We start from the raw sequence: 12,309 nt of genomic DNA, 5'->3' as shown, positions 1-12,309 counted from the left end.
ACAGTGGTGAGGCCCATCGCCTCCGACACCATCCCCATCGTGTTCGCGGTGAATTGGCCGGCACAAGCTCCGATCGTCGGCAGACACGCACGCTCGATGCGTTCGAGCGTGGCCCCATCGATCTCTCCGGTCATGAAGCTGCCGACGGCCTCATAGGAATCGAGCACCGTTAGAGTCCGCCCATCGACGCGGCCCGGCAGCGCGCTGCCGCCATAGATGAAGATGGATGGCACGTTGCAGCGGACCATTCCCATCATCACGCCGGGAAGCGTCTTGTCGCATCCGCCGTACCCGATCAGCGCATCGTAGGCCAGGCCATGAACGACGGCCTCGATCGAGTCGGCGATCAGCTCGCGCGAAAACAGGGAAAACTTCATTCCCTCGTGATTCATGCTGATGCCGTCAGACACCGAGACGGTTGAGAACTCCCGCGGCGTGCCACCGGCCTCCTCGATCCCCGCCCTGGCCGCATCCACCTGGAAGTCGTGCGTCATGTTGCAGGGCGTCTGCTCGCCCTTCATGCTGACGACGCCCACCATCGGCTTGGCAATCGCTGCGTCGTCCAGGCCCATCGCACGCATGAACGCGCGATGTGGAGCCCGGTCGAGGCCGTCAGTCGTGACCCGAGATCGCAATTTCTTCATGCGTTCATCATCTTCTTGCGACGCCCGGGGCGATCGGGCGTCGCGATCTCCTTGTCCCGAAGTGGCCCGATCGCCTATTGCAACGGCGCGACGATCGTCGGATGCTTGAATTGCGCGACATCCAGCTTCGGCAGCATTCCCGTCTCCGCGTAGATATCCAGCATCTTCTGGATCGCAGGGAAATTTGGCGCCGCACCCGGATCTCGGCCGAAGTCATTGTCCTTCAGCAGGTAAGTCTCGAGCACCGGAACGGGCGCCTTCAGCACCTCCGACACGACCTTCAAAGTCTCTTCGCGGTTCGCCAGCGCCTTCTTCATGCCCGAGGTGATGTCGCGGACATAGGCCTTGACCAGCTCCGGATTCTTGTCGACGAAGTCGGCACGACAGGCTTCCAGGATGTGCACGATGTTCGGCATGGCCTGCGACAGCGAGAACAGCTTCCGGGTGCCACCTTTCGCCTCCGCGCGCGCGGCAAACGGCTGATTCATATTGACCGCGTCGACGCGGCCTTGGCGCAGAGCGTCTTCCGAGACGGCAAAGCCAACCTCAACGAGCTTGATATCCTTGGCCGGGTCCACGCCATTTTGCTTCAGGAGCAAATTGAACGGCCCCTGCGTCCCGCCGCCGATCACGGAAATCCCGACCGTCTTACCCTTGAGGTCGGCGATCGTCTTGATCGGGGAGTCGTCCATCACCGCCCAGTAGACCGAGAAGCCGCCAGGCTTCTCGAAGACGTGCTGTGCCACGATGTAGGCCTTGAGATTTCCCCCGACCACACCATTGGAGAGCGACAGCGGCGCCTGCGTCGCGCAATCCAGCGCCCCGGCCGCCAGCGCCTGCGTCATCGGCGCGGTGCCCTGGAATTGGGTCCATTCGATGTTGTAGGCCTTGCCGATATTGGGAAATTCGGCCGGCCTGCGCATCATCCAGTACTTGGATTCTTCGGCGGGGATCGTCCAGCCGACGCGGATCGTCTGCTGCGCCCGTGAGGGGCTTGCGCCCGCGATCATGGCCGCCACAGCCCCTATTGCCAGCATCCACCTCGAAACCGTTCGCATCGTGCCCGCTCCGTTGCTCCGGCGCCGACCGGCGCCACCCAACCCGACCGATCCAAATGTTTCATGGTTCAAACAATCAAGCAAGCCATGCAAGCCGGCCCGGTTTCGTCATGGGACCCGCCATGTATGGTAAGGCGGCGGTCGCGCGCCGTTACGCTGCGACAGAAGGAGGCAACTTATGGCTGATGCAAGCACGGCAAACCCGCCAGGCGTCGAGAGGCTTGGCTATCTCGGCCTTGGACTGATGGGGACGCCGATGACCCGGCGCCTGCTCAAGGCCAGCCATCACGTCACCATCTGGAATCGCTCGCACGCCAAAGTAACTCCGCTCGTTGAGGCCGGCGCCAAGCGCGCCGCCACGCCTCGCGAAGTCCTGGCGAACTCGGATATCGTCTTCATGTGCGTGACGGATGCTGCGGCCGTGGAAGAGGTGATCTTCGGATCCGAAGGTCTTTCAACGGCTCCCGGCGCAGGGAAGCTCGTGGTCGATTTCTCGTCGATCCACCCCGATGCCGCGCGCGACCTTGCGACGCGGTTGAAAGACGCCAACGGCGCAGGCTGGATCGATGCACCCGTGTCCGGCGGCACCAAGGGCGCCGAGGAAGGGACGCTCGCCATCATGGCCGGAGGAGAAGCCGGTGACATCGAGAGAGTGCGGCCCTATGTCCTTGCGATGGCACGCAGGCTCACCCACATGGGTCCGACCGGCGCCGGCCAGACCACAAAGCTCTGCAACCAGGTGATCGTCGGATGCGCGATGGCCGTCCTTGCCGAGGCAACGCGTCTTGCGACCAATGCCGGCATTGACGCCAATCGATTGCCGGAAGCGCTTGCTGGCGGCTTTGCGGATTCGATTCCACTTCAGCTCTTCGTGCCACGGATGGTTCAAGGCATTCACTCGCCTCCGCTCGGCCACATCGCAACGATGCTCAAGGACCTCGACACGGTCGCCGATGTTGCCCAGGCGACGTCAACGCCCATACCGATGGCCTCACTTGCGGGTCAAATCTTCAGGCTGGCAAAGGCCGCGCGCGGGGCCGATGCAGACGCACTGGAGATTTACAAGCTTTCAGCGGCGGAGCGCTGAGCGCGAACCGGGCCGTTCACGGCGACTTCTTGCGGTCGTCATCTACCAAGAACCGGCCATATGCCCCCTGCGCAAACAGCAGCGGCTCCTTGGCATTGTAGGCGTAGGCCTCGACCGCGCCGAGGAAGATCACGTGGTCGCCGCCATAGTAGCGGTTGACGGAGCGGCATTGAAAATTGGCGACGCCTCCGGCGAGTACCGGAGCGTTCCCAAGCCCTGGTGTCCAATCGACACCGGTAAACTTGTCATCGGACGATTTGGCGAACTTATTCGCGAGGGCCTGTTGCGAGGCGCCGAGCACGTTCACCGTGAAATGGCTGGCGTTCTGGAACACGGTCAGGCTCGAAGAATAGACAACGAGGCTCCACAGGACCAAAGGGGGATTCAGGGAGACCGAGGCGAACGAATTGCACGTCAGACCATAGGGCTTCCCATCAGGCGCCGCGGCCGTGATGATTGTAACGCCGGTGGCGTAGGAACCGAGCGCGCTGCGAAAATCGCGGGGATCGATCGACGAACTGTCGCTCGCGAGTTCGTTGGCGGGGTCGGGGATGGCCGGCTGCTTCGGCAGATCATTCATCGGCCGGCCTCACAGCGTGAGATTCTCGGACGGCAGGCCGAGCGCCACACGTCCATAATTGGTCCCGGCCGCGTCGAAATTGAATGCGAGGTGCGAGTTGATCGCATGCGCATCTCGGAATTGCCGCTGCAACACCCCCGTCGTGAACAGGCCGCGTGCTCCGCTCGCCGCGAACAGCATCGACACTGCATCGGTGCATAGATTGACCGAGAAAGCTCCATCGCGCCGATACCTGGTCTTGGTCGCCATATCCGGAACACGACCACGCCGCGCGGCCTCCATGGCATCAATACAGGCCGAACGCATGATAAGACGGGCAGCGTCGATCTTGGCCGAGGCCTCCGCGATCTTGATCTGCGTGCTTTGAAAGTCGCTGAGCTTGGCACGATTGTAAGTCGATATGCGATGACGCGCGACCTCAACATAGTCGTCGAGGCATGCCTGCGCATTCCCGAGGGCGACGCCGGACAAGACGTAGGGAAACAAGGAGAACACCGGCAGCGCGTACAGTGGATTGGGATTGATCTTGCTGCCTGGCGTCGAGCCGCCGGCAAGATCACCCACTGCCATCGTCATATGGTCGGGAACGAAGGCGTCCCTGACTTCCACATCAGACGAGCCGGTGCCTCGCAAACCGGTGACATTCCAGGTGTCGAGTATCTTGTAATCGCTCCTGGGGAGAAGAAAAATCCGGTACTCGATGCCGTCCGCCTCATCGTCAGAAGAGACGACGCTTGCAAGCATGTTCCACTCGCAGGAGGCGACCCCCGAGGAGAACGGCCAGCTTCCGTGCAGCCGGTATCCACCCTCGACCCTCGTGGCACGCCCGGCGGGAAAGATGAACGACGATGCAATCAGCGCGTCTGGATCCCTGCCCCAGATCAAGTCCTGCGCCTTCTGCTCGAACATCCCGAGCATCCAGTGGTGGCTGGCCAGATTGGCGAGATTCCAGCCAACCGACGCGTCGGCCTGCCCGAGCAGGTCGGCGCAATCGATCAAGGCGATATAGTCGAGCTCGGCCCCGCCAACGCGCTTCGGCTGGAGCATTCGGAAAAGACCTGCGTCGTGCAGATCGCGCTCGGTCTCCGGCGGCAGGTGCCGCAGCACTTCGGTCCGCGGCGCCCGCTCACGCAGTTGCGGCTGGAGCGCCCGAGCCCGTGCGATCATCGTCGCATAGACGCGTTCGCCAGCTTCCAGTCCGGCGGGCTGGCCCGTGCTCGGCTCTTGACCAAGCGACATTCGTGTCCCTCGCTTTCCGACAGTTATGCGGCGGGAACGTCGCCAAATCAAGCCGACGCATGGCTAGCGCGATGCGGTCGCCCTGTATCCGGGCTGCTCGAAAGGATGCGAGGTCGCAAAGGCGGGGATCGCAAAACAGTGATCGGCGAGCCGCGCTACCCTGGGAAACGACGCCAAGTCGAGCTTCAGAAAGTGGGCTCCGACGATCTGGCCGGCGATGCAGATGTCCGCGACGCTCGCCTCTTGACCAAGCGCGAACGGCGCCGGCGGCCGCCGCTCCAACAGCCTCTCATAAGTCGCCAATCCCTCAATGGTCCAATGCTTCGCCCAATTCTCGACGGCATTGGCGTCCGCGCCGAGCACCTTGACAAGGTGGTTGCGCACACGCGGAGTCACCAACGGATGCGCATCCGCGATCGTGATCAAGGCCAGGGATCGCGCATAGGCACGGTCGGCGGGATCCGCCGGCAGCAACCTCGGCTGCGGCATGAGGTCATTGAGATACTCGATGATCGCCAGCGATTGAAATACGCGGTGGTCGCCATGCACCAGGGTGGGAACGACGCGTTCAGTGTTGACTGCGTCATAGTCCGGATGGAACTGCTCCCCGGACAGGATGTCGACCGGAATTTCCTCGAACGGCAGCCCCTTGAGCTTCAGCGCAACGCGCACGCGGAACGATGCGATCGATCGCCAGAAACCGTAGAGCCGGATGTTCATCGTCAATCCCTCCACTTAAGGATGAACCGCCCAGCTCAGCCGGGCTGGTTCGCAAGCCAGTGCCGCCGCCCGCTCGGGCTCAAACCGACGTCGATGGCTTGCCTGATCCAAAGACACCCTTTTGAGCGAACTCCGTGATCCGACCCTCGTCGTAGCCAAGCATATCACGCAAGACGTCCTCCGTATGCTCGCCCAGCAGAGGTGCGGCGACGGGGTCGATCGCGCCAGTCAAGCTCATGGTAATCGGCGACTCGATGTTGGGCACCCATTGCGCCGTTCGATGCGGAATCCGGCTCAGGCGATGCCGCTCGCGAGCTTCAGGCGCGTTGAACCCCTCCTCGACGGTGCGGAGATAGCCTACCGGAATATTGGCCAGCTTCATCCTGGCCATCCAGTTCTCGAGGCTGTCGCCTGCAAAGACCTCTGCGATAGCCGCGCGTAGCAGCTCCTTGTTCTCGGACCGCGCTTTTCGCGTGGCGAACTGCGGATCGGTGATCAGATCAGGCCGTTTCAACACCTCGACCACCAGCCGGCGATAAAGCCGGTCGTTGGCACAGGCCATGTAGAGCGGCCCGTCGGACGCCTCGTAGACGCCGACGGTGGGAGACCCGCTCGGCGAGTTGCCGAACCGGCCGGGATTCTGACCATTGATCAGGTAGGCCATGCCGTAGAACCCGGTCATCGCCATGGCGATGTCGAACAGGGCGACTTCGACATGCTGTCCGCGGCCGAGCCGATCCCGCGCCAGCAGGGCCAGCAGAATGGCATTGCAGGCGGTCATGCCCGTCGCCATGTCCACGATGGGGGGACCGGTGCGAACCGCCGGGCCATCGGCAAAACCATTCAGCGACATGAAGCCGCTTTCCGCCTGCGTGATGGGATCAAAACCGGGACGGGAGGCGAAAGGTCCGGTGCGTCCGTAGGCTGAGATCGAGCAATAGACCAGCCGCGGATTGAGCGGCACGACCGCCTCGTAGTCGAGGCCGAACTTCTTCATGACCCCGCTCGAAAAATTCTCCACAACCACATCCGCCTTGCGGATCAGATCCAACGCGACGTCGCGTGCCTCTGGCACGCTCAGATCGAGCGCGATGCCCTGCTTATTGCGGTTCAGGCTGAGATAGGCTGCGCTCTCGCCACCGATTTCGGCGTGCTCATAGGCACGCGTGTCGTCGCCGCCATCCGGATTCTCGATCTTGATGACGCGCGCACCGAAATCGGCAAGTGTCTGCGTGCAGGCCGGACCGGCTACCACACGCGTGAAATCGACGATCAGCAGATCATCAAGTGCAGTTGGCCCTCCCGTCCCCCTCGGCGAACGTTCCGGCAATTGAGGCTTGGTGGACATCGATGGCGCTCCTTTACATCGGCTTGTGGCCGCCGAATTTCCTGCATGAGCAAACTTAAAGCCTGACGCCACCGACTTCGCAAGTGGTTCGCTCACCTCCCCTGAGAACGCAAAAAGGGCCCGGCAGCGGTCAAGCTGCCGGGCCCTTAACATTTGGACGCACCGATTTGCGCTACGCTGGTGCGGGCGTTTCAAAAGTCACGTTCCGCGTGACGGGAAACCTTGCTTCAACGCTTCATCGCAGCTGCTTTCGCCAGTAAAGCGTATGAGACCATGCCCAGGGCACCTCTGGTTCGTAAAGTCGGTAACCAGCCTGAATGAAGTTGTTGGCAGACACCGGATTGTCGGTCGTATCCGAGACGATGCTGTCCCATCCGATACGCCGCCCTCTCGCCTCGATAGCTCGCATCAGCCTGAGTTGAAGCCCCCGCCCCCAATGCCGATGCAGGACACCGACCCTGGAGAAGTAGCCGCTGTTTCGCGCATGCGTCGACGGCAGCACGCCGGCGAAGGCGACAGCATCACGATCGTGATAGGCAAGCCACCACGCTCCCAACTCGAACTGCGGCAGGGCGGCGCCATTGAAAAACGTCAGCCGATGCAGATCTCCGAGGGTCTCGGCAATCTCATCGTCCTCTGCATCAACGATACGAATTCTGTACATCGAATGCCCCATACACCGGATGCCCAATGCGACTGGCTGCTCCTGAGCGCGAGCGATGGCAGCCTCGCCGCCGTGCAGGTCTATTTGGCCAATACAACCTTGACGCCCAGCCAGACGGCACCCATCAGACCGGTGGCAATCACGGTGATCACCGCCTTGAATGTGTAGCTCTGCGCCTGCTCCACGCTCTTCCGCCAGCGCCGCAAGTGCTGGAAGTCCGCCCTCAGTTCCTTCCGATCATCGTCTTCGATTCCAAACGACGCCAGCACGGTGGCTACGGCTTTCAACACGATGGTATCGATGCTCTCCTGCTGGAGCCTGTGGTGCTCGGCCAGCGTCTCGGCGACGATCGCCCTGATTTCGTCGTCTGGCATGTTCACCGCTTGATGATCCTTGCGACATTCTCAAAACCACGCTTGGCGAAATAGAAGGAGACCACGAGATTGGCCGTGATCGCCGCAAATCCCGCCAGGGCGTCTGTGGAGCCGAAGCCGAGGACCTTGTCCCAGACCAGCAGTTTTGCGAAGTAAAGCGCGACGCAGTAGCCCATCAGCTTGTCCGGCTCGTGCCAGTGTCCGATTTCAGCGATGCGATACTGCATGACGGCTTTGATTTCGGCCGTCTGCGCCGCGATCTCGCCGGCTGCGAGATCTGCTGCGATCTTGGCGTCGACATTTTCAGCCTTGAGTTTCGCGCTGTAGGCATCGATCAGCGCTTTGACGACGGGGCCACCGAGAAACGAGATGATCGTCATCCACATTGGTCTTTCCTCCGAAGTGTTCGCAGACGCGCGAGGATCGTCACGACCGAGATCGCAAGCAGGATGCGCCCCGTCGCTTTGACGTCGCCGATGGCAGCGCTGATCTGATCCTTGACGCCGGGATCGCCCAGCGCGTCGGCAAGATCGTCGATGATCGAAGCCAAGGCACCGGCAAGCGCGACGCAATAGCTCCAGGCGACGGTCATGGAGTGCAGGCAGACTGCCTTGATCTTTGCCAGCATCACGGCTTGGCCCGCAGCGCAGCGAGCCTGGCCTCGAGCGTCTTGATCAAGGCGTCGGTACCGGTCACGAGCCGGAGGAGCGAATCCTTGCAGAGCCAGCAGGCGCCAAAGCCGGCGGCGAAAAGGATGATGTCGAGAGTTGTCGTCATGTTCATTTCTTTCCCAAGATGGCTCTGACCAGGTTGATCACGAACGCGCCGATCGAGCCTTTCGACGGGTTCGTCAGTGAAGGCCTCGCGGAATCGCCCGCCGCCGGATTCTTTGCGATCCTTGGTCCCCCAAAGCTGATGTCCGGATCGAGCTCCATCAGGACAATCAGGAGAACTGCGCACCCGAGTTGCGGGTCGACCTTGCCCGGGTCGTAAACACCGTCGCGCACGTACTTCCCCGCGCGGTACTGGTTGGTGCCGGACCAGAGGTAAGGCGAAGGCACGCTGCGGGCCGCGTAGCCGATGCCGTTGTAGGTTTCGAGTGCGGTCAACGTTCCGGCGATGGACCAGTCCTTGTGACGCGCGAGGAAGGGCGGACACTTGACCAGAGCATCGATCGCGGCGGCCTCCCACGAGCCGAACGGGCCGCGCCCGGCCGGTACGTGAACCGAGACCCGGTTCCAGGGATCCCCCTGGGCCAGAGAGGCCCTCCAGTCCTGGGATGATTCCCGTTCATGAATGACTGCAATGACCGGCCAGGGGACGCCCGTTTCCCGCTCGACGGCCTGATAACGCTGCTTGGCCTTGTGGAGGCGCGAAGCAACATTAGCGGCCTCGGATTTCCGGGTTGGCTTAGCACTCGCCCAGCGCTTCGCATTCGCCGCAGAGAGGGCGTTCAGGTCTACCATGGGTTGACTCGATTGGGGGTTAGGGTGGTATCAAGCCACCATGAGAAATATTTTGAAACAGAATGCTACACTGCGACGAGCAATCTATTGGGCTCGGATGCAGAGAGCTTCTTCGCAGTCTAACGAGGGTTCAATCATCGAAAGTCTAGCCGTCCAGGCCCCCAAGACCTTCGTCGAATTTGGTTTCCATCCCGTCGAGTTCAATTGCCTGCCGCTGGTCAAGGCGGACGGTTGGCAAGGTGTGCTGATTGACGGAGATGCAGACCAAGTCGCAGATGCAACGCGCTTGCTACCAAAGAGCGTGCAGGCTCTTCGACGCTTCATCACGCTCGATAACATCGACTTTATAAAGGAGATCTTTCCTCGACTCGGGGTACTCTCCATAGATGTCGACGGCAACGACTACTGGTTTCTGGAGCGTCTTCTAGACACGAGACCGACCGTCATTTGCGTCGAATACAACTCAAGTTTTGGACTTGAACCAGTAACTATTCCTTACCACTCCGGCTTTGACCGCCACAAATATCACCCACTAGGCTGGTACCATGGCGCCTCCATTACTGCGCTTGCTTCTCTTTGCGCCAAACATGGATATGGACTGGCGGCCGTATCCTCCGGAGGTATGAACGCCATTTTCACAACGACCGGAACACTAGACCCTGCAAGAGAATGGAGGCCAAACTCATTTCGTGCGCGTCACTCAGGAATGAGTCATGACCAACAATGGGCGTCAGTGAAAGCTATGCCGCTAATCACCGTCTAAGCGATTCTGATCCAACTTGTTGGCATTGACTGAACGATTGCTTGAGCATTTCCGCCTGCAGATACTCATCGGATAGAGCTTCTGGCGTAGAGCGTATCGCCAAGTGGCGCACACCGAGAAGTCCTCTCCGCTAAATGATTCGAATGACATAGTTGCAGATGATTGTAGGCTGCACGTTATTATGCGCGCTACCGCTGCCTGCGTTTTGGATAGATATTCCTGTGGTGGCGATTGGAATGCTCGCATGCGTCATCTGAAAGGCATTTCCTCCATCAGCGGCACTACCGCTAATGTTGTCTCCCCATAGTCCGCCAGAGACCCCAGTTGGAGTGTGCGTATGACCGGGATCGGTGACGCCGTGATTATGAGCGGGCATCTGAGCAATCGTCAGATTCTGGCTCTCCAGCCCCCCCGCGGCACCTAGGCTAGTGGCCGTCGCGCCAAAATACGACGACGTCAATCGCCCCGCTGCTATTCCGCCCATATCGTCTTTCTTCGCCGTTACGCGACCGCGGAGATCAGGGATATTAAACGTACTCGATGCATCGCCCGCGCCGTATGTTGTGCCAAACAGCGCAAACAAAGCACTATAGGTCAGACGCGAAATCGCTTGACCATACGCAAACACAAACGAGCTGTTTGGAGCTGTCGTCCCCCAATAGTCGAAGCCCGCGCCGATCGGGATATTGTATGGATTCCCGTATAATCCATGAAGGTAGAATATCCCGTCCGTATTGCTGTAGAGGGCAACATAGGGAGTACCTTGAATTATAGTTCCAACTGGCAATTCAGTACCTGGCGCCGAACGCAGCGGCTTCGCACCGAGACCGTCGACATTGATGGTCACGGTCGCGCCATTCGTCGCATGCGGCGTGAACGCGATGACTTGACCATTCATCTGCGACAACGACTGAAACACCTGATAGGTATTAACCGTATAGGCGGTGCTTGTCCCGCTCGTCACGATCGCACCCGCGACGTCGTCTCGATACTTTGCAATCGCCGCCATCATCCCGCGCGCCGAGTCGTTGACGCTGGAGGGGGATTGCCCTTCTGCCCAGTTGATCGTGGAATCCGCCGTTGCGTCGGCGGACGCCGTTTGAGACCATTTGTAGAGAGTCATCCTGCATCCTTGATTTGAAGAGGCGGCGCCGTGGGGCGCCATCGTGTGTTCGAGGGTGTCATTCCCGCACGCAGTCAGTCCGGCTTGTTCGCCTCGCCCTTGCACAGCTCGATATACTGTGCGCAACGACAGGACGGCGCCCGGGCCGTAAGGAGGTTGCGGATCACGCCCGCGGGTACGCCAGGGCTCTCGCTTGCGATCCTGGCCACGCGCTCATCGAGGATGCCGTCGATTTCGGTACGCAGATCCTCGATCCGCTCCTCAAGCCTTGTCGCGCGCTGCTGCTTCATTGCCATTGGTCTTTTCGTCCTTCATTTGAGATTCGAGGGCCGCCAGCTTCTGGCGCGCTGAGGCTGCGTCGTTCTGCGCGCGCCGAAGCGCGCGCTCCCGCTGAGATTCGTGCGAGGCGAGATGAACCTGGATGTCGTAGGGCAGCGCATCGAACCGCTGCTTGAACCGCCCCGGCCAGGATCGCGGCGGCGGGACGGCCGCAATTGCGCTCATCGCGCTTGCCGCTACGCCGCCAAGCGTGGGATCGGCCAGGCCGAGCGACACGTGCATGCGCGAGATGCCCTGCACGGCGGGCCAGAGCCGGCTCATGCCGATGGATGCACAATCGGTCACGAAGCGCGCCACCGACTCCGGTCTTGCCGGACAGGCACTCAAATTGTTCAGCTCACACCATTTGGCGAACATCGGCGCGTCGCGAAGCCGTGCCCGCGCGAGTGCCGTCAACAGCGGGTGGGTCATCGCTTCGCTTTGCGCAGCGCCTCGTGGAGACTACCCATGCGCCGACGCAAATCGATGAGCTGGACGCGTCTTCGCAAATTATGAGGACTCGAATCGATTTCGCCACCCAGCTCGGCATCGAATTTCTCGAGCGCGGCTACGCGCTTCTTCAGTCCGTAGAGCGCAAAGTTCTCCGCGATCCGCTCCGCTGACATGGGTTCGCCGTAGAGATTTCCGGTTATGGACTCGGCGCGTTCAATGAAATTCCTGTCGTCTTCGCTCATGGTGCGCTCTCCTGTCGCAAATCCAGTTTGATTGGGTGGTCGGTACGCCGAGAAAATCGAGAGGGGCGACCCTAGAACGGAAAGAATATTGGCGGGGCGATGCGCCGCTCTGGCTTGCTCGTCCCGCTGCGCGGCAGGCCTCCGGACCTTGTCGAAACCTCCCACTCCTCTCGCGGATGAGGATCAGCCTCCATTGGGGGCGCAACTGGGTTCGGGTCGAGGTACAGCTC

Annotated in this window: 18 protein-coding genes; 2 read left to right on the top strand and 16 right to left on the bottom strand. The window is 60.9% G+C overall.

The features are described 5' to 3' along the window. Together ACXJMY_RS37140 and ACXJMY_RS37135 are read right to left on the bottom strand one after the other, a co-directional pair. A partial coding sequence (locus ACXJMY_RS37140) for a dihydroxy-acid dehydratase domain-containing protein (protein ID WP_456624313.1) occupies positions 1 to 644 on the bottom strand: 644 nt, incomplete at its 3' end. 74 nt (positions 645 to 718) lie between these two features. Further along, entirely contained in the window at positions 719 to 1,702 is a 984-nt protein-coding gene (locus tag ACXJMY_RS37135; RefSeq protein WP_456624312.1) for an ABC transporter substrate-binding protein, read from the bottom strand. A gap of 178 nt (positions 1,703 to 1,880) precedes the next feature. Between ACXJMY_RS37135 and ACXJMY_RS37130 the strand changes: the two genes are divergently transcribed. Then, positions 1,881 to 2,789: an NAD(P)-dependent oxidoreductase gene (locus ACXJMY_RS37130; RefSeq protein ID WP_456624311.1), complete on the top strand. Its 909-nt coding sequence runs from the start codon at positions 1,881 to 1,883 to the stop codon at positions 2,787 to 2,789. 16 nt (positions 2,790 to 2,805) lie between these two features. Here ACXJMY_RS37130 and ACXJMY_RS37125 read toward each other — a convergent pair whose 3' ends face one another. From ACXJMY_RS37125 to ACXJMY_RS37080, 10 genes are all read right to left on the bottom strand, one after another. Further along, on the bottom strand, positions 2,806 to 3,369 hold the full coding sequence (locus ACXJMY_RS37125; RefSeq protein ID WP_456624310.1) for a flavin reductase family protein: 564 nt from the start codon (positions 3,367 to 3,369) through the stop codon (positions 2,806 to 2,808). 9 nt (positions 3,370 to 3,378) lie between these two features. After that, the gene (locus ACXJMY_RS37120; protein WP_456624309.1) at positions 3,379 to 4,608 is read right to left on the bottom strand and encodes an acyl-CoA dehydrogenase family protein; all 1,230 of its coding nucleotides are present in this window, start codon (positions 4,606 to 4,608) and stop codon (positions 3,379 to 3,381) included. 63 nt (positions 4,609 to 4,671) lie between these two features. Then, positions 4,672 to 5,328 (bottom strand): maleylacetoacetate isomerase, encoded by a 657-nt coding sequence (maiA, locus tag ACXJMY_RS37115; protein WP_456624308.1) that lies wholly within the window; start codon positions 5,326 to 5,328, stop codon positions 4,672 to 4,674. A 79-nt stretch (positions 5,329 to 5,407) separates the two neighbouring features. Further along, positions 5,408 to 6,676: a CaiB/BaiF CoA transferase family protein gene (locus ACXJMY_RS37110; protein ID WP_456624307.1), complete on the bottom strand. Its 1,269-nt coding sequence runs from the start codon at positions 6,674 to 6,676 to the stop codon at positions 5,408 to 5,410. A gap of 235 nt (positions 6,677 to 6,911) precedes the next feature. Further along, positions 6,912 to 7,340: a GNAT family N-acetyltransferase gene (locus tag ACXJMY_RS37105; protein ID WP_456624306.1), complete on the bottom strand. Its 429-nt coding sequence runs from the start codon at positions 7,338 to 7,340 to the stop codon at positions 6,912 to 6,914. Positions 7,341 to 7,420: 80 nt separating this feature from the next. Continuing rightward, positions 7,421 to 7,720, bottom strand: coding sequence for a hypothetical protein (locus ACXJMY_RS37100; protein ID WP_456624305.1), 300 nt, complete (start codon positions 7,718 to 7,720; stop codon positions 7,421 to 7,423). Continuing rightward, positions 7,717 to 8,100, bottom strand: a complete 384-nt coding sequence (locus tag ACXJMY_RS37095) for a hypothetical protein (RefSeq protein WP_456624304.1) — start codon at positions 8,098 to 8,100, stop codon at positions 7,717 to 7,719. Before ACXJMY_RS37095 ends, ACXJMY_RS37100 begins: the two co-directional genes overlap by 4 nt. Beyond that, positions 8,091 to 8,342, bottom strand: a complete 252-nt coding sequence (locus tag ACXJMY_RS37090; RefSeq protein WP_456624303.1) for a hypothetical protein — start codon at positions 8,340 to 8,342, stop codon at positions 8,091 to 8,093. Before ACXJMY_RS37090 ends, ACXJMY_RS37095 begins: the two co-directional genes overlap by 10 nt. Beyond that, positions 8,342 to 8,491, bottom strand: coding sequence for a hypothetical protein (locus tag ACXJMY_RS37085; RefSeq protein ID WP_456624302.1), 150 nt, complete (start codon positions 8,489 to 8,491; stop codon positions 8,342 to 8,344). Before ACXJMY_RS37085 ends, ACXJMY_RS37090 begins: the two co-directional genes overlap by 1 nt. Positions 8,492 to 8,493: 2 nt before the next feature. Beyond that, the gene (locus ACXJMY_RS37080) at positions 8,494 to 9,180 is read right to left on the bottom strand and encodes a hypothetical protein (protein ID WP_456624301.1); all 687 of its coding nucleotides are present in this window, start codon (positions 9,178 to 9,180) and stop codon (positions 8,494 to 8,496) included. Between the two features lie 40 nt (positions 9,181 to 9,220). Between ACXJMY_RS37080 and ACXJMY_RS37075 the strand changes: the two genes are divergently transcribed. Beyond that, positions 9,221 to 9,943, top strand: coding sequence for a hypothetical protein (locus ACXJMY_RS37075; RefSeq protein ID WP_456624300.1), 723 nt, complete (start codon positions 9,221 to 9,223; stop codon positions 9,941 to 9,943). Between the two features lie 130 nt (positions 9,944 to 10,073). On the opposite strand, the gene ACXJMY_RS37070 is transcribed toward ACXJMY_RS37075, so the two are convergent. From ACXJMY_RS37070 to ACXJMY_RS37055, 4 genes are all read right to left on the bottom strand, one after another. After that, entirely contained in the window at positions 10,074 to 11,066 is a 993-nt protein-coding gene (locus tag ACXJMY_RS37070) for a phage tail protein (protein WP_456624299.1), read from the bottom strand. Positions 11,067 to 11,140: 74 nt separating this feature from the next. After that, entirely contained in the window at positions 11,141 to 11,362 is a 222-nt protein-coding gene (locus tag ACXJMY_RS37065) for a hypothetical protein (protein WP_456624298.1), read from the bottom strand. Continuing rightward, on the bottom strand, positions 11,328 to 11,762 hold the full coding sequence (locus ACXJMY_RS37060) for a hypothetical protein (protein WP_456624297.1): 435 nt from the start codon (positions 11,760 to 11,762) through the stop codon (positions 11,328 to 11,330). The genes ACXJMY_RS37065 and ACXJMY_RS37060 overlap by 35 nt, the downstream gene beginning before the upstream one ends. Before the next feature lie 50 nt (positions 11,763 to 11,812). Further along, the gene (locus ACXJMY_RS37055; RefSeq protein ID WP_456624296.1) at positions 11,813 to 12,079 is read right to left on the bottom strand and encodes a hypothetical protein; all 267 of its coding nucleotides are present in this window, start codon (positions 12,077 to 12,079) and stop codon (positions 11,813 to 11,815) included. Positions 12,080 to 12,309 lie beyond the last annotated feature (230 nt).

It is taken from the genome of Bradyrhizobium sp. P5_C12 (genome assembly GCF_054049735.1).
Note: the sequence above shows the minus strand (reverse complement) of the source record. Positions and strands in the feature narration are given on the sequence as shown.

What these genes read in the sequence shown, in the direction of transcription:
- ACXJMY_RS37055 (WP_456624296.1), bottom strand. Translation starts at nt 12,079, where the DNA reads ATGAGCGAAGACGACAGGAATTTCATTGAACGCGCCGAGTCCATAACC.
- ACXJMY_RS37075 (WP_456624300.1), top strand. Translation starts at nt 9,221, where the DNA reads ATGAGAAATATTTTGAAACAGAATGCTACACTGCGACGAGCAATCTAT.
- ACXJMY_RS37080 (WP_456624301.1), bottom strand. Translation starts at nt 9,180, where the DNA reads ATGGTAGACCTGAACGCCCTCTCTGCGGCGAATGCGAAGCGCTGGGCG.
- ACXJMY_RS37085 (WP_456624302.1), bottom strand. Translation starts at nt 8,491, where the DNA reads ATGACGACAACTCTCGACATCATCCTTTTCGCCGCCGGCTTTGGCGCC.
- ACXJMY_RS37060 (WP_456624297.1), bottom strand. Translation starts at nt 11,762, where the DNA reads ATGTTCGCCAAATGGTGTGAGCTGAACAATTTGAGTGCCTGTCCGGCA.
- ACXJMY_RS37070 (WP_456624299.1), bottom strand. Translation starts at nt 11,066, where the DNA reads ATGACTCTCTACAAATGGTCTCAAACGGCGTCCGCCGACGCAACGGCG.
- ACXJMY_RS37065 (WP_456624298.1), bottom strand. Translation starts at nt 11,362, where the DNA reads ATGGCAATGAAGCAGCAGCGCGCGACAAGGCTTGAGGAGCGGATCGAG.
- ACXJMY_RS37135 (WP_456624312.1), bottom strand. Translation starts at nt 1,702, where the DNA reads ATGCGAACGGTTTCGAGGTGGATGCTGGCAATAGGGGCTGTGGCGGCC.
- maiA (WP_456624308.1), bottom strand. Translation starts at nt 5,328, where the DNA reads ATGAACATCCGGCTCTACGGTTTCTGGCGATCGATCGCATCGTTCCGC.
- ACXJMY_RS37130 (WP_456624311.1), top strand. Translation starts at nt 1,881, where the DNA reads ATGGCTGATGCAAGCACGGCAAACCCGCCAGGCGTCGAGAGGCTTGGC.
- ACXJMY_RS37110 (WP_456624307.1), bottom strand. Translation starts at nt 6,676, where the DNA reads ATGTCCACCAAGCCTCAATTGCCGGAACGTTCGCCGAGGGGGACGGGA.
- ACXJMY_RS37120 (WP_456624309.1), bottom strand. Translation starts at nt 4,608, where the DNA reads ATGTCGCTTGGTCAAGAGCCGAGCACGGGCCAGCCCGCCGGACTGGAA.
- ACXJMY_RS37105 (WP_456624306.1), bottom strand. Translation starts at nt 7,340, where the DNA reads ATGTACAGAATTCGTATCGTTGATGCAGAGGACGATGAGATTGCCGAG.
- ACXJMY_RS37125 (WP_456624310.1), bottom strand. Translation starts at nt 3,369, where the DNA reads ATGAATGATCTGCCGAAGCAGCCGGCCATCCCCGACCCCGCCAACGAA.
- ACXJMY_RS37095 (WP_456624304.1), bottom strand. Translation starts at nt 8,100, where the DNA reads ATGTGGATGACGATCATCTCGTTTCTCGGTGGCCCCGTCGTCAAAGCG.
- ACXJMY_RS37090 (WP_456624303.1), bottom strand. Translation starts at nt 8,342, where the DNA reads ATGCTGGCAAAGATCAAGGCAGTCTGCCTGCACTCCATGACCGTCGCC.